The 21,835-nt window shown below is 68.9% G+C and carries 15 protein-coding genes; 1 reads left to right on the plus strand and 14 read right to left on the minus strand.

What is annotated here, in order from left to right; translation table 11 throughout:
- Window positions 1-74 precede the first annotated feature (74 nt).
- The 13 genes from HWX22_RS28505 to HWX22_RS28565 all read right to left on the minus strand — a co-directional run bounded on the left by HWX22_RS28505 (window position 75) and on the right by HWX22_RS28565 (window position 15,066).
- On the minus strand, window positions 75-1,187 hold the full coding sequence (locus HWX22_RS28505; RefSeq protein WP_059690261.1) for an alkene reductase: 1,113 nt from the start codon (window positions 1,185-1,187) through the stop codon (window positions 75-77).
- A gap of 161 nt (window positions 1,188-1,348) precedes the next feature.
- Window positions 1,349-2,566 (minus strand): MFS transporter, encoded by a 1,218-nt coding sequence (locus HWX22_RS28510; RefSeq protein WP_059534411.1) that lies wholly within the window; start codon window positions 2,564-2,566, stop codon window positions 1,349-1,351.
- Window positions 2,567-2,919: 353 nt separating this feature from the next.
- A complete protein-coding gene (locus HWX22_RS28515; protein WP_175911423.1) occupies window positions 2,920-3,837 on the minus strand; it encodes a LysR family transcriptional regulator in 918 nt (305 codons plus the stop codon).
- 70 nt (window positions 3,838-3,907) lie between these two features.
- Window positions 3,908-6,169: a molybdopterin cofactor-binding domain-containing protein gene (locus tag HWX22_RS28520; protein WP_175916849.1), complete on the minus strand. Its 2,262-nt coding sequence runs from the start codon at window positions 6,167-6,169 to the stop codon at window positions 3,908-3,910.
- Window positions 6,169-6,669, minus strand: a complete 501-nt coding sequence (locus HWX22_RS28525; protein ID WP_059534405.1) for a (2Fe-2S)-binding protein — start codon at window positions 6,667-6,669, stop codon at window positions 6,169-6,171. Before HWX22_RS28525 ends, HWX22_RS28520 begins: the two co-directional genes overlap by 1 nt.
- On the minus strand, window positions 6,666-7,946 hold the full coding sequence (locus HWX22_RS28530; protein ID WP_175911421.1) for a cytochrome c: 1,281 nt from the start codon (window positions 7,944-7,946) through the stop codon (window positions 6,666-6,668). The genes HWX22_RS28525 and HWX22_RS28530 overlap by 4 nt, the downstream gene beginning before the upstream one ends.
- 452 nt (window positions 7,947-8,398) lie before the next feature.
- Complete coding sequence (locus tag HWX22_RS28535; protein ID WP_175911420.1) at window positions 8,399-9,523, minus strand: FAD-dependent monooxygenase; 1,125 nt, start codon at window positions 9,521-9,523, stop codon at window positions 8,399-8,401.
- 167 nt (window positions 9,524-9,690) lie between these two features.
- Complete coding sequence (locus HWX22_RS28540) at window positions 9,691-10,836, minus strand: amidohydrolase family protein (RefSeq protein ID WP_175911419.1); 1,146 nt, start codon at window positions 10,834-10,836, stop codon at window positions 9,691-9,693.
- Window positions 10,833-12,512: a cation/acetate symporter ActP gene (actP, locus tag HWX22_RS28545; protein WP_175911418.1), complete on the minus strand. Its 1,680-nt coding sequence runs from the start codon at window positions 12,510-12,512 to the stop codon at window positions 10,833-10,835. Before actP ends, HWX22_RS28540 begins: the two co-directional genes overlap by 4 nt.
- Window positions 12,509-12,868: a DUF485 domain-containing protein gene (locus HWX22_RS28550; protein WP_175911417.1), complete on the minus strand. Its 360-nt coding sequence runs from the start codon at window positions 12,866-12,868 to the stop codon at window positions 12,509-12,511. Before HWX22_RS28550 ends, actP begins: the two co-directional genes overlap by 4 nt.
- 80 nt (window positions 12,869-12,948) lie before the next feature.
- Complete coding sequence (locus HWX22_RS28555) at window positions 12,949-14,175, minus strand: FAD binding domain-containing protein (RefSeq protein ID WP_175911416.1); 1,227 nt, start codon at window positions 14,173-14,175, stop codon at window positions 12,949-12,951.
- A gap of 1 nt (window position 14,176) precedes the next feature.
- On the minus strand, window positions 14,177-14,659 hold the full coding sequence (locus HWX22_RS28560; protein ID WP_175911415.1) for a VOC family protein: 483 nt from the start codon (window positions 14,657-14,659) through the stop codon (window positions 14,177-14,179).
- Window positions 14,660-14,793: 134 nt separating this feature from the next.
- Window positions 14,794-15,066 carry a UBP-type zinc finger domain-containing protein gene (locus HWX22_RS28565; RefSeq protein WP_059534396.1) on the minus strand — a complete coding sequence of 91 codons (273 nt, stop codon included), beginning with the start codon at window positions 15,064-15,066 and terminating at the stop codon, window positions 14,794-14,796.
- Between the two features lie 205 nt (window positions 15,067-15,271).
- On the opposite strand from HWX22_RS28565, the gene HWX22_RS28570 reads away from it, so the two are divergent.
- Window positions 15,272-16,537 (plus strand): FAD-dependent oxidoreductase, encoded by a 1,266-nt coding sequence (locus HWX22_RS28570; protein ID WP_175916850.1) that lies wholly within the window; start codon window positions 15,272-15,274, stop codon window positions 16,535-16,537.
- Window positions 16,538-16,564: 27 nt separating this feature from the next.
- Here HWX22_RS28570 and HWX22_RS28575 read toward each other — a convergent pair whose 3' ends face one another.
- Window positions 16,565-21,649 (minus strand): ATP-binding sensor histidine kinase, encoded by a 5,085-nt coding sequence (locus HWX22_RS28575; RefSeq protein WP_175911413.1) that lies wholly within the window; start codon window positions 21,647-21,649, stop codon window positions 16,565-16,567.
- Window positions 21,650-21,835: the final 186 nt, after the last annotated feature.

Below are 21,835 nucleotides of genomic sequence, written 5' to 3' on the forward strand. Positions count from 1 at the left end.
TATTCTTCGCGATCCGAACGATCGGGCCGGTCGCGGCGGCAGCGGGGGCTGCCGCCGGCGCAGTGCGTGGCCGGTCAGGCGGTCAGGCCCGCCGCGTCGTGACGCGCGTAGTCGACGTATCCCGCGCGGTCGCCGCCATACCAGCCGACCGTCTTCGGCGCGGCGAGCGGCGCATTCGCCGCGATCCGCTCGACGAGGTCGGGGTTCGCGATGTATGCGCGCGCGAACGCGACGAGATCGGCATCGCCCGCGTCGATCAGCGCATTCGCGGCGTCCGGCGCGATGCCGCCGTTGACGATCAGCGTGCCGCGGTACGCGTCGCGCGTGTTGGCGACGATGCGCGGCAGGTCGGGCTCGCCGCTCCAGCCGTTGGTGTCCGCCGCGTGCACGTAGGCGACGCCGGCTTCGTCGAGCATGCGCCCGACGTAGGCGTAGGTCGCATCCGGATCCGCGTCGCGCACGTTGTTGTACTTCGCGTACGGCGAGATGCGCACGCCCACGCGATCGAGCGGCAGCACGCCGCCGACGGCGTCGACGATTTCCTCGAGGAAGCGCGCGCGGTTCGCGAGCGAGCCGCCGTAGCGGTCGTCGCGGCGGTTCAGCGTCGACGACAGGAACTGGTGCGGCAGGTAGCCGTTGGCCGCGTGAATCTCGACGCCGTCGAAGCCGGCCGCCTTCGCCCGAAGCGCCGCCTGGCGGAATTCCTCGACCGTCGCGGCGACCTCGTCGGTCGTCATCGCGCGCGACGGCGTCGCATGAATCTTCGTGTAGTAGCCGTTCTGCAACTGCGCCCACACCTGCAACTGTTCGAGATCGTCGTTGACGCCGGACGGCGACAGCGGCGCCGCGCCGCCGAGCAGCGTCAGCGAACTGACCCGGCCGCCGTGCCACAGCTGCGCGAAGATGCGACCGCCGTTGGCATGGACCGCGTCGGTGACCTGCTTCCAGCCGGCCGCCTGCTCGTCGGTGACAAGCCCCGGCGTGAGTTCGAACGCCGCGGAGGCCGGGCTGACGTTGGTCGCTTCGGTGACGATCAGGCCGGCGGACGCGCGCTGGGCGTAGTACTCGGTCATGAGCGCGGTCGGCAGGCCGCGCGACGGCGCGCGAGAACGCGTCATCGGGCCCATCACGATACGGTTGGGAAGCGGCAGGCCGCGCAGATCGTAGTGGCTGAGCAAGGTGGACATGATGGATTCCTTGTGCGTGGGGCAGGGCGCCGCCGCGAATCGTCCGGCTGCGGCCGGTGCAGCGGCTGGCCCTGCGGGAAGTCGGAGATGACGTGCCGGCAGCGTTCCGTTGCGCGAGAAGCCCGAGCGGCATTCGCGCGTGAACCGGTGCCGGCGCCGGTTCAGGCCTGTGCGTGGCGTTCCGCGTGCGGCCGCCCGATCACGAGGTAGTGGGCGAGCGCGACGATCGGGAACACGCCGGCGACGGCGGCGACGAGCGGCCAGCCGCCATGCTCGTACAACGGGCTGGCGAGCGCGGAGCCGATGGCGCCGCCGACGAAGATGCTCGTCATGTACAGCGCGTTCAGGCGGTTGCGGCTCGCCGCATGCAGCGCATAGATCTCGCGCTGGCCGAGCACCATGTTCATCTGCACCGCGAAGTCGAGCACGATGCCGGTGACGACGAGGCCGTACAGCCCGGCGCCGTGCACCAGCGCGACCGCATACGACAAGGCGCCTGCGACCAGTGCGATCAGCGTGGCCCGCACCGTGTGGCCGGCATCCGCGAGGCGGCCGGCGACGGGCGCCGACGTCGCGCCGATCGCGCCGACCAGTGCGAACAGGCCGATGGCCGATTGCGACAGGCCGTAGTGACGCGTGAGCTCGACCGGCACGGCGGTCCAGAACAGGCTGAACGACGCGAACATCAGGCCCTGGTAGAACGCGCGATGGCGCAGCACCGGCATCGTGCGCACGAGATGCAGCAGCGAGCCGATCAGTTCGAAATAGGTCGCGCGATGATCGGGCTGGCGCGACGGGATCGTCAGCGCGAGCACGGCCGTCACGAGCGTCATCAGCACGGCGGCGGCCGCGAACACGAAGCGCCAGCCGAACGCGTCGGCCACCACGCTCGACAGCGGACGCGCGAGCAGGATGCCGAGCAGCAGCCCGCTCATGATCGTGCCGACCACGCGGCCGCGCGAATGATCGGGCGCCAGGTGCGCGGCGAGCGGCACGAGGATCTGCACGGCGACCGAGCTGAAGCCGATCAGCAGCGAGATCGCGAGGAACGGCCCGGGCGTATGCACCATCGCCGCGGCCGCGAGGCTCGCGATCGACACGACGGCGGTCGTGATCATCAGCTTGCGGTTCTCGAGCAGGTCGCCGAGCGGCACGATGAAGAACAGGCCGAATGCGTAGCCGATCTGCGTCAGCGACACGATGAGGCTCGCGGTTTCGCCGGACATGTGCAGGCTGGGTGCGATGAGTTCGGTGATCGGCTGCGCGTAGTACAGGTTCGCGACGATCGCGCCGCAACTGAACGCGAACAGCAGGATGAGGCCCTGCGTGAGCTTGGTCGCGTGCCCGTGGGCAGCGAGCGGGGTGGATTCTGCTGACATGATCGACTCCTTGAAAGAGATGTCGGGAGCCCGTTCTTCGGGCGGGCGGTGCGATTGCCGATGCGGCGAAACGACAGCCGCCGCATTGCCGTCAAGATTATTGATCGATCGATAACAAGGGAATACGCCCGCTGCGCAATCGAGCATTGCGTGGCGCGCAAAGGGGGCGGATCGCGCGTGGAATCATGCGCGGGCGCCGCGCGGCAGCGTCGGCACGAGCGTGAAGCGGGCCACCGGCGCGGATATCGCGGCTCGCGAAGCCCATGAACCAGTCTGGATCGCGCGGACTGAATTGTCCTGAAACGCCGCTTTAAATCATTTGATTCATGCGGCGCGCGACGAGGGTGTCGCTGTCAGCCGCGCTTGCCCTGCAGCGTCGGAATCTCCGCGAACTGGCCCGCGAGCCAGTCGACGAAGAGCTTGAGCTTGACCGGCGTATGCCGGTTGGGCGGATACAGGATCGAGATCGGCCGGGGCGGCGGGTTGAAATCGGTCAGCACTTCGCGCAGACGCCCCGATTTCAGGTACGGCTCGACCAGGTACAGCGACGTCTTGATCAGGCCGATCCCCGCGAGGCCGCATTCGATGTAGGTGTCGGCGTCGTTCACCGCGACCGTGCCGCACATCTGCACGATGCGCGGTTCGCCGTCGACGACGAAATCCCACGGACGCGGCCGGCCCGTATCGGCCGAGATGTGACTGACCGCGACGTGCTGCGCCAGGTCGTCCACCGTTTCGGGGGCGCCGCATCGTTCGAGATAGGCGGGGGCCGCGCAGGTGCAGGTGGTGAGGCTGCCGATCCGTTTCGCGACCATGCCCGAATCGTCGAGCGCGCCGATGCGCACGACGCAATCGACGCCTTCGCCGATCAGGTCGATCTGCCGGTCGGTCACGCCGAGTTCGACCGAGATGCCCGGATTGGCGGCGAGAAACTCCGGCAGCGCGGGCACCATGATCTGCTTCGCCATGGCCGGCGGCAGGTTCACCTTCAGGCGGCCGCGCGGCACGTTGCGCGCCTGCGAGACGGCCGCTTCCATGTCGTCGATCTCACGCAGCACGCCGACGCAGCGTTCGTAATAGGCCTGCCCGTCCTCGGTCAACGAGATGCGGCGCGTCGTGCGGTTCAGCAGCCGGCAGCCGAGATGCCGTTCGAGCGTGCTCAGCAGCGCGGACACGCGCGGCGTCGTGAGTCCGGTCGTGTCCGACGCGCGCGTGAAGCTGCCCGTCTCGACGATGCGCGTGAACACGCGCATCGAAAGCAAGGTATCCATCGTTCAGAAATCTCCAGCCTGTCGATTGTCGGCGCCGGTGCGTGCCGGCGCGATCGGTTGTGATCCGCAGCTATGCGTCGATGCGTTTCCTGAGCGAATCGCCGGCGAACGGCATTTCGCGCATGCGCTGCCCGGTCGCGTCGAAGATCGCATTGGCCAGCGCGCCGGCGGTCGGCCCCATCGACGCCTCGGCCGCGCCGAGAAACGGCGCGCCGGGGCGATTGATCAGGTGCACCTTCACGCTTTGCGGCGCGGCCGGGAAACGCAGGATCGGATAGCTGCTCCAGTCGAAACTGCGAATGCGCTGCGTATCGTATTTCAACGCCTCGTACAGCGTCCAGCTCGCGGCCTGCACGATGCCGCCCTCGATCTGGTTGCGGATGCCGTCGGGCGACACGATCTGGCCGGCGTCGACGGCGACTTCCGCACGGTCGAGCGTCACGTGGCCCGTCTCCGGCACGACCGTGACCTCGACCGCGATCGCGACGTAACCCATCAGGTTCTTGTATTTGCCGAACGCGAAGCCGACGCCGCGATTGCGTGCACGCGGCGGCCGCGGCCAGCCGAATCTGGTCGCGGCGAGCTGGATCACCTGGCGCGCGCGGTGATCCTCCATGTGGCGCAGGCGGAATTCGACCGGATCGACGCCGGCGGCGTGCGCCAGTTCGTCCATGAAGCTTTCGATGGCCCAGACGTTCGTGTGCGCGCCGAGCGAGCGCATCGCGGAAGTCTGCAGCGGCATCGTCGGCGAGAAGTTGTTGACGATGTGCATGTTCGGCAGCGCGTACAGCGGGATCGCATTGCGATCGCCGCCGCCCTCGGGCTGCAGCATCGGCGTCGACGGCGCGGACACGAACGGCGGCTCGAGCATGCGGGCGGGCAGAAGCCGGCCGGCGTTGACGATGCGCTCGTTGTGCGAACTGCTCCACAGCGCGTACTTCCAGTCGACGATGCGGCCGCCCGCATCGAGCGATGCGCTGAGCTCGGTGACCATCGCCGGCGTGAAGTGGTCCCACGTATGTTCCTGCTCGCGCATCCACTGCACGCGGATCGGCTTGCCGGGCATCGCGGCCGCGATCAGCGCCGCATGCGCGGCCGCGTCGTCCGCGCCGTTGTGCCCGTAGCAGCCGGAGCCCTCGGTGTGGATGCAGCGCACGTTCGCCTTCGGCATCGACAGCATTTCCGCGAGCGCGTCGCGCAGCGGATAAACGCCCTGCGAGTGGGTCCACACGGTCAGCGTGCCGTTCTCGAGATGGGCGACCGAACACGATGGCCCGATCGAGCCGTGCAGCAGATAGTTCTTCAGGAACGTGGCGGAGAGCGTCTTCGTCGCCGGCGCGCTCGGCGCGTGCGTGTTGGCGATCTCGATGCGTTGGGTCGCAATCCGCTTCAGGTCTGCGTGGACCGTCTCGCGACCGGGCAGCGTTCGGCCGCCGGACCAGCGACAACCGGCGGCCAGCGCGCGCTGCGCGAGCACCGCCTGCCATTCCCCCTGGGCGACGACGGCGAGCATGCTGCCGTTGCGCACGATCCGCACGACGCCCGGCATCTTCAGGATCGCGGCTTCGTCGAACGACAGCAGTTTCGCGTCGTACACCGGCGGCATCACGACCCGCGCATGCAGCATGCCGGGCAGCGTCATGTCCTGCACGTAGCTGACGCCGCCCGTGACCTTGTTCGGAATGTCCACGCGCGGCAGCGACGTGCCGATCACGGCGAACGTGGCCGGCGGTTTCAGCGGCGACGTCGGCGTGGCGTTGCGGTGCAGGTCGACGGTGCGCACCGCGTCGGCGTAGCGCATCGTGCGGCCGTCCGGCGCCTTGATGACGGCGTCGGCGACGGTCAGCGTGCGCGGATCGACGCCGAACTGCTTCGCCGCGCCGTCGACCAGCAGACCGCGAACCTGCGCGGCGGCGTTCAGCAGCGCGGAGCCGCTGTCCGCCATCGTGTGGCTGCCGGCCGTCAGGCCCTCGTCGGGCGACGCGCCGGTGTCGGCGGTCAGGAACGTGATCAGTGAGGGCTTCATGTTCAGCTCCTCGGCGGCCACCTGCAGCAAGGCGGTGCGCACGCCGGTGCCGAGCTCGACCTTGCCGGTAAACACGGTGACCTTGCCGTCGGGCGCGATCTTGATCCACGCGTCCAGCAGCGGGTTGGTCTTCAGGCTGCCGGCCAGCGTTTCGGTGGCCTTGGCGACGTGGACGGCGGCGCCTTCGTCCGCGATCACGACCTCGGCGAGCGCGCGCGCGGCGGGCGCGAGGGTGAACGCGACGAAGAGCGCGCCGGAAACCATGAAGTGCCGGCGGCCTTCGTCGATGTCGTCGGGTGCGTTCATCAGATTTCCTTGTTGATCATGACGGGCGCGGCGGACGGTTCCGGCTCCGGCATCCCCGCGACCTGGCGTACGGCCGCCAGGATCCGCATGTGGGTGCCGCAACGGCACAGGTTCGGTTCCATGTGGGCGCGCAGCTCGCGCTCGGTCGGCTTCGGGTTGCGTTCGAGCAGCGCCTGCGCGCGCATGATCATGCCCGCGATGCAGTAACCGCACTGCGCCGCCTGATGATCGATGAACGCCTGCTGCAGCTTGCCGGGATGCTCGGCGGTGCCGAGGCTTTCCAGGGTCCTGACGCGACGCTCGCCGAGCGCGGCGACCGGGATCAGGCACGAGAACATCGGCTTGTCGTCGACGATCACGGTGCACGCGCCGCATTGCCCGAGGCCGCAGCCGAACTTCGCGCCGTGCAGGTGCAGGTCGTTGCGCAGCGCGTACAGGAGCGGCGTTGAGGGATCGATGTCGAGCGTGTGTCGCACGCCATTCACGGTGAGGGCGATCATTGCGCGCGGTCCTCCTTTCTGAGCTTCGCGGCGAGGGTGTCGACGCCGGTCCATTCGGCGCGATCGGAATATGTTTCGCGGAGATAGGCGGCGAGATCCGCGATCTGCCCGTCGTCGTACTGGTCGATATAGGACGGCATGTAGTTCAGCGTGTCCTCGCCGTGCCAGCCGATACCGTTGAACATCATCTGGATCGCGTTGCGCGGCGTGTCGGCGGCGATCGCCGTGCTGAACGCGAGCGTCGGCCGTTCGCCGATCGACTGCATCGGCGACGCCGGCCCGTGGCACTGCGCGCACGACGCCTGGAACAGCACCGCGCCGCGTTGTCCGGCGGGCGTCGTCGGGCCGTGTCCCGCGCCGGCGGTTGCCGGACGGGCGGCGGCCGGCTTCTGGATGGACAGGATGTACGCGGCGATCGCCTCGACGTCCTCCACCGGCACCGTCGCGAGATCGCGCGTGACCGGCAGCATCGGTCCGGCGGCCGCGCCATGCTCGCTCGCGCGGCCGGTGCGCAGGTACGTGACCAGTTGCGCCTGCGTCCACGGCCGGACCGCGTGACCGAGCGTATTGAGCGGCGGCGCTTCCCAGCCGTCGACGATGCCGCCGTCGAACGCCTTGCCGGCCTGTTCGCCGCCGATCGCATTGAGCGGCGAATGGCACGACGCGCAGTGCCCGAGGCCGTCGACGAGCGCCTTGCCGCGATTCCATTGCGCGGATTGCGACGGGTCGGGCTGGTACGCGCCCTCGCGCAGGAACAGCACGTTCCAGAACGCGACCAGCGGCCGGAAGTTGAGCGGGAAGATCAGGTCGTTCGCCGGCGTCTTCGTCTGGACCGGTTCGCGCGTCATCAGATACGCGTATGCGGCCGCGATGTCCTGGTCGGACATTCGCGTGAAATGGATGTACGGAAACGCCGGGTACAGCGGATGGCCGTCGCGGGCGATGCCGCTGCGCAGCGCGCGCGCGAATGCCGCCTGCGACCAGCGGCCGATGCCCGTGTCGGCATCCGGCGTGATGTTGGTCGCGTAGATCGTGCCGAACGGCGTCGCGAGCGGCAGGCCGCCGGCGAACGGCTTGCCGTCCTTCGCGGTGTGACAGACGACGCAGTCGCCGAGCGCGACGACGCGCGCGCCTGCGCGAATGAGCTGCGGATCGAACGACGCGCGCGCGGGCGGATCGATCGGCGCGATCGACGGCCGGAACATGATGCCGATCGCGACCGCGAGGCCGACGACCGCGACACCTGCCGCGCCGAACCAGAGACGTTTGTGCTTCATGCGCGCTCCCGGCGAGCCGGTTCGTTCGGCGTCGTGCAGTTGGCGTGGCAATGGAAAGGGCGTCGGCCGTGCGGTTCGCCCGATGCGGCGCGGATCCGCTTGCCGTGACAGGCGGGCCGGCGCGTGCCGGCAACGGCGGTTGCGGCCGGGGCCGGCGGATGGCGATGGCGCATGGCCGACCGGTTCGGCCATGACGAGCCGGGCCGGCGATGGCGATTCGCGGCGGAGTTCATGTCGTCGTTCCAGAAGGTGGGATTGCGCGCGGGGCGTGGCCCGTGCGGCGGATGATGGGGGCAGTCTACGCGGGGGGCGGCGCCGTTACCTGAAACCGCGCTGAAACGTTCTGAACGCAGGCGGCGGGCATCGCGTGCGGTTCCGTCGTGCGCCGCGGCGCATTGCGGACCATCGTGTCGGCGTTGGCGACATCGATTCCGTCATCGCCGGCCAGCATGTCAAAGCGGTGTGCCGAGGCCGAACGCGGCCGCGAGTTGCGGCCCCTTCGCGAGCAACGCGGTCACTTCCTCACGCCGTCGCACCGACCATCGCGCGAGACGTTCGACGACGTCGGCCGCGTCGGCCGGCAGCGCTTCGGCGAGCGACACCGCATCGCTCGCCGCTTTCGACGTGCCGGAGGCCGTATGCGGGCGCACGGTGCAGGCCGCATCGCCGATCAGCGCCACGCGGCCGTTGACGAAGCCGGGGCTCAGCGCGTCGACGATCGCCTGGTTGAACGGCGCGCGCGTCGCGAGCACCAGTTGCGACAACGATGCCGGCAATCGTTCTTCCGCCAGTTGCCGCAGCGCGCCGACGGTCTCATCCGCAAGCATCCCCGGATGCACGGATGCATGATGGACGTTGCCGTCACGATCGGTCAGGTGGCGGCGCAGCGCCGTGCGGTCGGCTTCGTTGCGATACCACAGCCAGTTGAAACGGCGCGCGCCCGGCGCGAGCGAGCCGTCGAGCGCGGGAATCAGGAACGCCATGAACAGCTCGCCCGGCGCCTTGTGAAGCGTCATGTTCTCGACCAATGGCGCAATCGCGGCGGCGTCGAAATCGGCTTCGTCGACGATGCCGCGCCACGCGAGATAGCCCGCGAACGACGGCGCGTAGCCGGGAAACAGGCGCGTGCGCAGGGTCGAGCCCGCTCCGTCGGCCGCAATCAGCACGTCCGCGCGGATGCGTTCGTCGCCCAGGAGAACGTCGACGCCGTCGGCGTCCTGCTCGAAGCCGCTGACCGCGCGGCCGTAACGGATGCGTCCGGGCGGCAGCGTCTCGCACAGCGAGCGGTACACGGCGTCCCACGACGAGAACGGCAGCATTTCGGGTTCGTCCCGCGTGACGCTGCCGTCGCGATCGATCCAGCGCCGCCGATGCGTCGGCACGCTGATCATCTGCCGGCAATGACGGCCATGCTGTTCGAGGAACGCCATCATCCGGCGCAGCACGGCCACGCCGCCGCCCTGACCGCGTAGCGGCGACGGCGAGCGCTCGTAGACCGTTACGTCGTGCCCGATGCAGTCGAGCGTCAGCGCGGCCGCGAGACCGGCGATCGACCCGCCGGCAATGATTATTTTCATCGTGCGTGACTCCATGTTCGAAAGACGGCACCGCCGGCCGCTTGCCCGCCCGCGTGCCGACGCGCGTGGTGCCGACGGTTCGCCGGATGATGCCATGTGCGTCGGCGGGCTGCGCCGATCGTGCAGGCGCGGCCGGTCGCATGCGTTTTCGCTGGCCGGCCCGCGCGCTAGATGCGCAGCAGCCTGCCCGCATTGCCGCCGAGGATCATCGAACGCTGTTCCGCCGTCAGGTCGACGCGATCGAGAAAGCGGACCGGTTGTTCGTAGCCCATGTCGAAGCAGTAGTCGCTGCCGAGCACGAGCCGATCGACGCCGACGTTCGCGATCAGGAAGTCCAGCACGGGCCCGGAATGGGACACCGTGTCGTAGCTGAAGCGCCGCAGATAGCTGCTCGGCTTCTGCGCGAGCCGGCGCGTTTCGGGGCGCACGGTCCAGCCCGCGTCGAGGCGTCCCGCGACGATCGGCAACGCACCGCCTGCATGCGGCAACGTGAAGTGCAGGTCCGGATGGCGATCGAGCACGCCGCCGAGGATCAGATGCGCGGCCGCGATCGCCGTATCGAACGGATTGCCGAGCAGATTGCTCAGGTAGAAATCGCCGAGCCGCGCGCCGCCGACCGTTTGCTGCGGATGCAGGAACACGGGCAGGTTCAGTTGCGCGATGCGCGCGAAGACCGGCGCGAACAACGGATCGTCGAGATCGCGGTTGTCGATGTTGGTGCCCATGTACACGCCGCGCACGCCTGGCAACTGCGCGGCGCGTTCGAGTTCGTCGATCGCGTCGGTCGCGTTCAGCATCGGCAGCGTCGCGAGTACGACGAATCGTGCCGGATGCCGCTGGTAGACGCGCGACGCGGCCGAGTTCCAGTCGCGCGCGAGCTTCGCATTGAACGGCCGGTCGCCCCAATACGCCATCGGCACGCTGAGCGACAGCGCCTGAACGTCGACGCCGGACGCATCCATGTCCCTGAGCCGCGCGTCGACGTCGATGAACTTCATCGGCAGCGGCCCGAGGCCGCCGGCGGGCGTGCGGAACGTGAACGATGCGTCGTCGCACGTGAACGACCCGCCGAAGCGCTTGCCCTCGCCGCCGACCAGATCGCAAAAGCTTTCGGGGTAGTAGTGCGCGTGGACGTCGATCGCGCGCGGCCTCGGCAGCGACGGGGCGGTCGATGCGGCCGGGGCGTTCGCGGTTTCGGCGGCCGATGCCGAACGGCCGGCCACGGCCGTGCCGGCAAGCGCGGCAAACGCGCCGAGCAGGCGTCGCCGGGCCGGCGACGGGCAGCAGGTGCAGGTCAGCGTGGCGTGTCTCATGCGGATATCGACTCCTCGAATCGTGCGGCTCCGCCGCGTTGCGAGATGCCCGTTGTGATGCCCGTTTCGCACGCGACGAGCTGGGTGTCGAACTGCGCGCGCTCATGTCGCGCACGGGCCGAGCGATCGGTGACGGAGAACAGGACGACGCCGGCGAACGCCGCCGCCATCGAGAACAGTGCCGGATATTCGTACGGATAGACCGCATGCGCATGACCGAGCACCGTCACCCACACGGTCGGGCTCAGCACCGTAAGCGTGACGGCGGTGGCGAGCCCGAGCAGGCCGCCCAGTACCGCGCCGCGCGTCGTCAGCCCGCGCCAGTAGATCGAGAGCAGCAGCACCGGGAAGTTCGAGCTCGCCGCGATCGAGAACGTGAGGCTGACGATGAACGCGATGTTCTGCTTCTCGAACGCGATGCCGAGCAGGATCGCGAGCACGCCGAGCACCACGGTCGTCGCGCGCGCCACGCGCATTTCCTCGCGGTCGGACGCGCGCCCGCGGCGCAGCACGTTCGCGTAGAGGTCGTGCGAGATCGCCGACGAACCCGCGAGCGTGAGTCCGGCGACCACGGCCAGGATGGTCGAGAACGCGACCGCGCAGATGAAGCCGAGGAACACGTTGCCGCCGACCGCATGCGCGAGGTGGATCGCCACCATGTTGGCGCCGCCCGTCACGGCGCCGGACGCATCGTGGTACTGCCGGTCCGGCGCGACCAGCGCGATGGTGCCGAAGCCGATGATCACGATCAGCATGTAGCCGATACCGACGATGCCGGTCGCATGCAGGATGCTCTTGCGGGCCGCCTTGACGTCGCCGACCGTGAAGAAGCGCATCAGGATGTGCGGCAGACCCGCCGTGCCGAAGATCAGCGCGAGGCCGAGCGACACGGCCGAGACCGGATCGGAGACCAGGCCGCCCGGATGCAGGATCGCCGCATGCTTCGGATGCACGCTCACGGCCTGCGCGAACAGCGCGTCGAGGCTGAAGCCGAAACGGCCGAGCACCATGAACGCCATGAACGCCGCGCCGGCGAGCAGCAGCACGGCCTTGACGATCTGGATCCAGGTAGTCGCGAGCATCCCGCCGAAGAAGACGTAGACGACCATCAGCACGCCGACGACCAGCACCGCGACCGTGTAGTCGAGACCGAACAGCAGTTCGACCAGCTTGCCCGCGCCGACCATCTGCGACACCAGATAGAGCAGCACGATGACGATCGAGCTCGACGCCGCGAAGGCGCGGATCGGCCGTTGCCGCAGGCGATAGGACACGACGTCGGCGAGCGTGTATTTGCCGAGATTGCGCAGCGGCTCGGCGATCAGGAACAGGATGATCGGCCAGCTCGCGAGAAAGCCGACCGAATAGATCAGGCCGTCGTAGCCGCTCGTGAACACCAGCGCGGAGATGCCGAGCAGCGACGCCGCCGACATGTAGTCGCCGGCGATCGCCCAGCCGTTCTGCAGCGCGGTGATCCGGCCGCCGGCCGCGTAGTGGTCGGCCACGCTGTGGTTCTTGCGCGCGGCCCAGCGCGTGATGACGAGCGTCGACGCGACGAACAGCAGGAACATGCCGATCGCGACCGGGTTGTGCCCGTGCGCGAGCGCCGCGGGGCTGGCCGCGAACGCCGGCGCCGCGCCGACGGCGGCGATCGATGCGAGGAGCAGGCGTTTCATTGCGCGTCTCCGTCACGAATGGACGCGACGAGCGCGTCGTGGACCGAGTTGGCCTGGAACACGTACAGCGCGACCAGCGCGAACGTGACGACGAACATGCCGAAGCCGACCGGGATGCCCCACGGCGTCGGCCGGCCCGGCATGATCGGCTGGCCGAGCAGCGTCGGCGAAAACGCCAGCGTCAGGATGAACGCGAAATACAGGGCGAGCATGACGAGCGTCAGCGACCAGGCGAGCAGCCTTCTGCGCCTGACGAGCGTGCGAAAACGGGCATCGCGCAGCAGCGGATGCGGGGCCTGCGCCGGCGAGTCCGGATCGGGCGCGGTGCCGGCGGTGGCCGGAAGCGTGTGGTTCACGGTGTCTCCTCGATGGATCGAATGTCGTGGCGGGGCGTGAGCGTCGCGCGTGTCGTGCGCGGCGTCCGCCGTTGCCGGGCTCAGACGTGCGGCGGCACGGCGGTTTCCCGCATCACGACTTCCGGCGTTCGATAGCGCTCGGCCATTTCGCGCTCGGTGTCGTTTTTCAGTTGCGCCTGCATGTAGGCGCCGAGATGGCGCGCGTGCTGCACGATCGCGGCGCCGAACGCCGTGCGCGTTTCGCTGTATTCGCTCAGTGCGTCGAGCGTGTCGGCGCGCGTGGCGAGTGACTCGACGAGCGCGAGCGCATCGCCGGCGGCCTTGGTGACGCCCATTCCGCAATGCGGCCGCGCGACGAACGCGGCATCGCCGAGCAGCGCGATCCGGCCGAACGCCATGCGTGGCACTTCGAGGTCGTAGATCGGCTGGAACAGCGGCTGCGTCGCGCGCGACACGACTTCCGCGAACTGCGGCGCGAGCAGCGCGTGGGCCGCGTCCTCGAGATCGGCGAGGACGTCGCGCCGGATCAGCGTCGGCGGAATGCCGCCCGCCCACAGCTTGCCGGTCTCGTCGGTCAGCAGGTTCGGGAGGTCGATTTCCTCGCTCGTCGCGCGATACCAGACGAAGTTGTAGCGGCGCTCGCCGGGCAGCGTGCTGTTGCCCTGGCCGGCGACCGGATAGCCGAGGATCTGTTCGCGCGGCGGCAGGCCGAATGCGAACTTGTCGAACAGGGTCGCGTGGGTTGCGTCCGACAGCGCGGCTTCGTCGACCAGCCCGCGCCACGCGACGTAGCCCGCGTATTGAAGCCGTGCGTCCGGCACGAGCCATTCGCGAATCGCGGAGCGGAATCCGTCGGCCGCGACGACGAGGTCGGCGTGCACGATCGAGCCGTCGGACAGCGTGACGGACGCGTGCGCCGGGCCGTCCGAGACGTCGGTCACGACGGCGCCCGGGTGATAGTGCTGATCAGGCAGCGCCGCGCGCAGCACGTGATACATCTTGCTCCACGCGGTAAGCGTCTGCGGCAGCCGGCGCGCCGACGCCACGGCGCCGTCCTGCGACAGCGTGATGCGCGACTCGACCTTGACGCCGATCGATTCGTCGATGCGCACGCCCGCGGCGCGCATCACGTCGAACAGTTCCGGATGCGTGACGATGCCGGCGCCGCGGCCCGACAGCGCCTCGGGCACCCGCTCGTACACGTCCACGTCCCAGCCGTTGCGCAGCAGGAGGTTCGCGGCGAACAGGCCGCCCAGCGAGCCGCCGACGATGACGGCCTTGCGGTGGGTTGAAGTGACGTCGTTCATGTCAGTCTCCGATGGATGCGCGGGCCGCTGCGGCCGCGTCGGGAAGCGCCAGGCCCTCGACCTCGGCGGCAGGGAAGTTGAGTTCGATCGTCACGCCGGACGGATCCTCGATGAAGACCTGGTGCAGCCCGAGGCTCGGCACCGTGCGGTCGCGCCACGGGATGTTCTCGGCGCGCAGCGTATGCCACGTCGCCTCGACGCCGGTCGCGAGGAACGCGATGTGATCGACGGTGCCCGTGCCGCTGGCCGACAGCGCCTTGTCGCCGAGATAGGCCGCGAGCCCGTCCGGGTTGGCCGGATCGACGCCGATGATGTGAACGATTCCGTAGTCGGCTTCGTCGCCGCCCTTGTAGAGCCACGCGCCCGGAAAGTCGAACGGCGGGCGATAGCCGCGTTTGAAGCCGAGCACGCGTTCATAGAACCGGCACGATTTTTCGAGGTCGAGCGTGCGGATCGAGTAGTGCGCGAGTCTGGATACAGGCATGGGACACCTCGTGTTTATCGGGCGATAAGTTATCGTTCGATAAATTCTAGTGGAAAAGATCGGCAGGACAAAGCCGCGATCGAGCGGTGTTTACCCGTGGTCGGAAAAGGTGCCGGATGCCGCCACGCGATGCGTTACGACGCGATCTCGCCGGCCATGACGTCGTCCGCGTAGCACCATACCCAGCGCTCGCCCGGCTCGATCGAACGGGCGAGCGGGTGGCCGGTTTCGTGGAAATGCCGGCTCGCATGGCGATTCGGCGACGAGTCGCAACAACCGACCTGCCCGCAGCTCAGGCACAGGCGCAAATGCACCCACCGGCTGCCGGACTTCACGCATTCCTCGCAGTAGTCCTTGTCCGTGTTCAGCACGCGTGCTTCGCCGAGGTGAGTGCAGGTCGTGGCCATCTTTCGCTCCGATGCCGGCGCCGCAGAGCGCTCGCAGCGCGGCCGGCACGAAGCTGCGAGCGGAGGTGGACAGGCTTCATTGTGGACGGTCGCGGTGCGAGCGGACCTTAATTCTTATGAAGCGCGGCGGCGTGAAGGCGATGACGACGTACAGTCGCAAGTACGGCCGACATGAAATACGGCACCGCGGTCACCTGGAGGTTTCATGACGCAGTCTCAGCAGGTCAAGGTCATCGGTTTGCCGAACAGAAAGGAGGCCTACGCAATTCGCGACTTCCTGAAGCGCGGCGTGGTCAAGTACGCGTGGTGCGAGCTGACGTCCGACACCGACTGCATGCGCGAGCTGGGCATCGCGCCGCTGCGCGACATCCGGCTGCCGGCCGTCGTCTTTCCGGACGGCACGTGCCTCTACCAGCCGACGCTGCCGGAGATCGCCGCCAAGCTCGGCTGGGTCGCCCGGCCGCGCTTCGTCGAGTACGACGTGTCGATCTACGGCGCCGGCCCGGCGGGCTTGTCGGCCGCTGTCTATGCGGCGTCGGAAGGGCTGCGGGCCGTCGTGATCGAGCGCGATGCGGTCGGCGGACAGGCGGGGACCAGTTCGCTGATCGAGAACTACATGGGCTTCCCGGACGGCATACCGGGCGCCGAACTGACCGAGCGTGCGCGCCAGCAGGCGGTCAAGTTCGGCGTCGAGCTGCTGATGATGCGCGAGGGCGTGCATGCGACGTTCGTCGACGGCAAGATTCGCGTCGACCTGGCCGACGGCTCGATCCTGACCGCGCGCGCGAATATCTGTGCGACCGGCATCGAATACCGCAGCCTCGGTTTGCCGGACGAACAGCAGTTTCTCAACGCAGGCCTGTTCTACGGCGCGGGATCGAGCGAAGCGTCGATGTGCGAGGGCAAGCACGTGTTCATCGTCGGCGGCGGAAATTCGGCCGGCCAGGCCGTGATGAACTTCGCACGGCACGCACGCGAAGTCACGATGATCGTCCGCGGTGCGTCGCTCGCGGCGACGCTGTCGCGCTATCTGATCGACCGGATCGAACGCATGCCGAACGTGACCGTCCGCTACGGCACGACCGTCGACGCGCTGCAGGGCGACGATCGACTCGAGGCGATCGTGCTGCGCACGGAAGACGGCACGCGGGAAGTGCTGCCGGCCACGCACCTGTTCGTCTGCATCGGCGGTGCGCCGAACACCGAATGGGCAAGGGATACGAGCATCATCCGCAACGAGGGCGGTTATCTGGTCACCGGCAGCGATCTTTACGACTGTCCGGCATTCGAGCGTGTGTGGCCGCTCGAGCGCCGGCCGTACTTTCTGGAAACGAGCGTGCCGGGTTCGTTCGCGGCGGGCGACGTCCGGTCGGGTTCGGTCAAGCGGGTGGCGTCGGCGGTCGGCGAGGGGGCGATGGCCGTGACCTTCGTCCATCGATTCCTGAGCGAGGACGCGCACCGTCAGGGCTGAACCCGAGCCATGCGTTTGCCGCCGATATCAGCGCGGCGTCGACACCGGCAGCCGGAACGTCATGACGGTACCGTGCCCGTCGCGTGGCGCGGCCTCGAGCGTGCCGCCATGCGCTTCGATGATCGAGCGGCAGATCGCGAGGCCCATCCCCATGCCGTGCGATTTCGTCGTGAAGAACGGGTCGAAGATCTGGTTCGCGATGTCCGCGTCGATGCCGGCGCCGCGATCGGCAATGCGGACGACCGCGTGGCCGTCGCCGACCTGCGATGTGATTTCGAGTTCGCGCGGCGCGATGAGTCCGTCCATCGCGTCGAGTGCATTGGTGACGAGGTTCAGGATCACCTGCTGAATCTGGGTGCGGTCGGCCATCGCGTGCACGCCGTCGCAGTGCAGGTCGACGCGCAGCACCACATGCTTCGCGTCGATTTCCGTCTCGGTGAGACGCAGCATGTCGCGAATCAGGTCGTCGATCGCGACGGGCGCGAGCGCGGGCGGTGCCTGGCGCGCGAGCGATCGCAACGCGCGGACGATGTCGGCCGCACGCACGCCGGACGCACGGATGTCCTCGAGACTCGCGAGCGCCTCGCCGAGATCGGGTTGCGGGCCGCGTAACCAGCGCAGGCATGCGCCGACGCTCGACACGATGCTCGTCAGCGGCTGATTGATCTCGTGCGCGATCGATGCGGCCAGTTCGCCCATCACCGTCATGTGCGCGGTGCGCGCGAGCTCGGTGCGCGCGTGCCGCAGCTCGGCCTCGGTCTCGACCCGGCGGGCGTTCTCGTCGATCAGTTCCGCATAGAGCCGCGCGGATTCGAGCGCGTTGGCAGCCTGCGGTGCGAGCACTTCCAGCATCGCGATGCGCCGCGGCGAGAACACGCCGTTGCTCAGTGCATTCTCGAGATACAGCACGCCGATCAGCGTGCCCTGTTTCAATAGCGGCAGGCAGAACAACGAGCGCGTCGGGTGCGCGCGCAGGCTGTCGACGTGGTCGGGAACGCCATCGCGCTGCGCATTCGCGAGCACGATCGGCTTGCGCGTCCGCGCAACGGTGTTCAGGATCGACAGCGGCACGTCCTGTTCGGTCGGTTCGCCGCGGGCGATGTCGACGATCACGTCGCTGCCCGCGATGCGCGCCACCGCCTCGATGGTCAGCCGGTCGCGCCGGGCGAGCAGCAGCAGGCCATGACGCGCGCCGGCGTACACGAGCATGTTGCGCATCAGCGTCTGGATCAGGCGCTCCAGCACGATTTCCTCGGACAGCGAGTGGGCCACACGCATCGCGAGCGCGAAATCGAGATCCTCGCACGCGGGCGCGGCCGGGCCGCCCGGCGACGCATCCATCACGAGGAACGGATGCTGCGCTTCCATCGCAAGGGTCTTGCCGGTCGCGCCCCAGCGCCGGTAGCACGCATGGGCGAGCCGCAACTGATGGCGGGCGTGGCCGGCGAGCCCGAGCGACGCGGCATGCTCCGCGGCCCGTTCGTGCGCGAGCGCCTGTTCGTGCACGAAACCGCGTTCCGCCGCGAGGCCGGCGGACGTTTCGTACTGCTGCATCGCGACGACATGCTCGCCGCGTACGCGCGCGAATTCGGCGTCGATCAGCGCGAGCTTGTTGAGAAACGTACCCGGATTTCGCTCGCTCCACGCCGCGAATCTGGCACGCTGCGGCGCGAAGCGCTCGAGCAGGCGATCGGGCCGCGTTGCGCCGTCGTCGGCGGCGATGCCGGCCAGCACGCTGAACAGGTGGAAATCGGCAAGCATGATGTGCGCGGGCGTCGACCACGCACTCGATGCGGCCGCCTCGAGCGATGCGCGTGCCGTCGCCGCATCGCCGAAGATGAACGCCGCCTGGCCGACGAGCACGTCGGTCCAGAACGCGAGGACCGACATCGGGGTCCGGGTCGACGCGCGGGTCCGCCACGTGCCGATCCGCCGGTCCTGGCCGAACTGCAGCGCGTCGATGAATTCCGATTGGGTGGAGACGAGGTCGACGATGTCGTCGTAGTGCGTGCCGCGCGCGATTTCCAGCAGCGGGTCGATTTCGTCGCGGATCGTGGGCAGCGCTTCACCCATCGACAGCAGATCGCTGACGATGTGGTTGCAGCTGTAGCACATCCAGCGCAGCTCGGCGCTCGCATTGCCCGCCGCTTTCGCATCGCGTGCGCGTTCGAGTGCGTAGGACAGCGGCTGCGTCCAGACGCTCACCTGGTCGAGCGCGATCAGCGTGGCGGAGCGATAGCGCTCGAAGCCGTGGCGATCGACCAGCGCGAGCGCGACCTTGGCGAATTCGAAGCCGTCTTTATACGCGTCGTGATGCTCGGCGATGCTGACGCCGTACCACGCGAGCCCCTGCACCGACGCGGCGGTGACACCGTGGCGCAGCGTCAGCCGCACCATCGTCGCGAAATGCAGCAGCATCAGCCCGCCGCTCGGATAGAACATCGCGGCTTCGAGCGCGGTCAGCAGCGCCATCGCGGCTTCGACGCGCGTGTCGGTCATCATGGGCAGGTCGACCAGATCGGCGATGGCGCGGCCGTCGAGCGCCGTGTGCACGGCCTCGCAGGCCGCCGCGAGATCGGCCTCGGCCGGCTCGGCGGGCAGCTCGACGCCGAGCAGCGCCAGCCCGGCCAGCGCGACGTCGATGGCTTGCCGGTAGTGCGACTCGACCGTGAGCTGCGCGGCCTTCAGCCGATGCGCCTCGGCCCGGTCGGCGGGCGTGCGCGTCCGCGCCATGAGCATGTCGATCGCGTCGGCCGCCTGCGCGGTTTCGCCGATCGCGAGCAGCAGGCCGCCGCGCAGTATGCCGATCCGGCTTGCGAGACCGTAGTGTCGCGACCACGCATGCGGGCCGAGCAACGATTGCGCCAGCGCCAGGAACGACAACGCGCGATCGCGCGCGGCGGCCGTGGCGGCGGCCGCCGCGGCGTCGGTCAGCGCGCCCGCGAACGCAAGCGCGAGCGCGTCGTCGAGCGGCACGTCTTTCGCCAGTTCGATCTGGGCAGCGAGCGCGAGCAAGGATTCGGGCGACGGCGCGTTCGCGCGTGCCAGCATCGCGGCGGCGATCCGGGCGTGGCGCAGCGCGCGCTCCGGGCTCCCCGTGAGCGCGTAGACGGCCTCGAGGATGCGATCGTGCGTGAAGCGCCAGCGGTCGCCGGAGAGCGACACGAGGCCCATCTGGCGCGCCGGGTCCAGCCAGAAGCGGAGTTCGGCCAGCGTCTTGCCGGCGGCGGCGCGCAACAGCGCTTCGTCGGTGTCGATGCCGATACAGGCCATCAGCGCCAGCAGCGTTCTCGACTCATGCGGCAAGCGCTGCATCCGGATCGCGAGCAGGCTCACGACATTCTCGGTCTGGTGGTGCGCGTCGATGTCGCCCGCGTTCCATTGCCACGTTTGCCGCACCGGATCGTAGCCGAGCAGCTGCTCGTCGATTAGCGTGCGCAGCAGCTGCTGGATGTGGAAGGGATTGCCGCCCGTCCTGCGATGCACGATGTCGCCGAGCCCGGACAATCGGTCCGGCGCTTCCCCGAGCATGCCGGACAGCATGCGCGTGACGTCGGGCGCGCCGAGCGGCGCGAGCGTCAACGACGACAGGCGGCCGCGATCGATCTGCTGGAGGAAGCGACGGAACGCCGGCGGGTAGTCGTGCGACGGCCCGCTCCGGTAACCGGCGACGATGCAGAAATGCGCCGGCGGATCGAGCACGATCGATGCGAGAAACGCGAGCGTCGCGTCATCGGCCCACTGGATGTCGTCCAGCGTCATGACGAGCGGTTCGGCCGGCGCCGCGAACGCGCGGAATGCATTCACGACGATCTGGCAGAGATGAAATGCCGGAATCGCATCGGTGTGGTCGAACGCGACGGGCTCGACATCGAGGAGCCACGCGGTTTCCGGGAAGATCGCGGAAAGGACGCTGGCCTGACGGCCCACGCGGTCGCGCAGCCGCGCGGCGATCACCGCGATTTCGTCGTCGCGCCTGGCCAGCGCGCTGCCGAACAGCGCGCGCAATGCCTGCAGCACGGGCGCATACGGCCGCGCGGGCTGGAACTGATCGACCTTGGCCGACGTGCACCAGGCGGTGTCGGACGCCGCGCGCGCATGGCGGATGAAGTGTTCGGCGAGCGCGGTCTTGCCGACACCGGCCGGCCCGTCGATCAGGACGACGGCCGTCTCGCCGGTGCGCATGACGGCGTCCAGGCTCCCCTCGAGCACGTGAATTTCAGCGTCGCGGCCGACCGGCAGGTCGGGCGCGTGCAGACCGGCGAACGGATCGCGGCCGCCGAGCGCGAAGGGCTCGACGCGGCCCGCTGCCCGCCAGTCGTGCAGGATCCGCTCGAGATCGTGCTGCACCGTTTCACAGGACGGGTAGCGATCGGCGGGCTCCTTGGCGATCAGCTTCAGGATCAGATCGTTCAGGATGGCGGGCACGTCGCCGCGAAACGCCGCGGGCGGCGACGGTTGTATCGCGACGTGCGCGTGGACCCAATCGGACGTCGACGCGGCCTTGTACGGCATCGCGCCGGTCAGCAGGCGGAACAGCGTGATGCCGAACGCGTACAGGTCGGCACGCTCGTCGACGGATGCGCCTTCCGAGACTTCCGGCGCCGCGTATGCGGCGAAATCCGTGCGCATCGTGCCCGCCGCCGCTTTTTTCGTGCCGCGCTCCCGGGCATGGGCGAACGCGCGGAGCATGACCGTGCCGTCCGGTGCGATGACGAAACTGGCCGGCTGGAGATCGCCGTGCAGCCAGCCGTGCCGATGCAGTTCGCCGAGCGCGCGTGCGGCGCCGATCGCGCTTTCGAGGAAGACGTCGAGCGGTAGTCGCCCGTCCGTCAGCGTGTCGAACGCACGCACGTCCAGGCGCGGATAGACGAGCACCGGGCCGTCGGCCGCGCGGATCAGCGCCGTCGGCGTGAGCGCCCGGGCCGGTTCCAGGAGCCCGGCCAACGCGTATTCCTGCTCGAACTGCCGGCAGCGCTGATCGGATACCCAGCCGGTCTGGCACGCCGACCACACATCCCCCGTTGCAGCGTCGGTCAGGTCGAACGTCAGGACGTCGCCCGAGCGCACCACGTTCGACAGGCGGGCGCGCGCGAGCCAGTCGGCATCCATTCGATTCAAGTCGTCCGGGTCACGCAAGGGCTGATTCACGGTTGGGGCAGGCTGGGTGGAGCAGGTCGGAAACGGCTCGCGATGCGGGATCGGCCGGGCTCGGTCGCGCACGTCCGGGCGGCGACCCGTGCATTGTCCGACAGCCCGGCGGATTTTGCAGGACCCCCTGCGCCCCGGGGACCGGCC

The organism is Burkholderia sp. BCC1638, from assembly GCF_902833195.1.
In the GTDB taxonomy this organism is placed as follows: domain Bacteria; phylum Pseudomonadota; class Gammaproteobacteria; order Burkholderiales; family Burkholderiaceae; genus Burkholderia; species Burkholderia diffusa.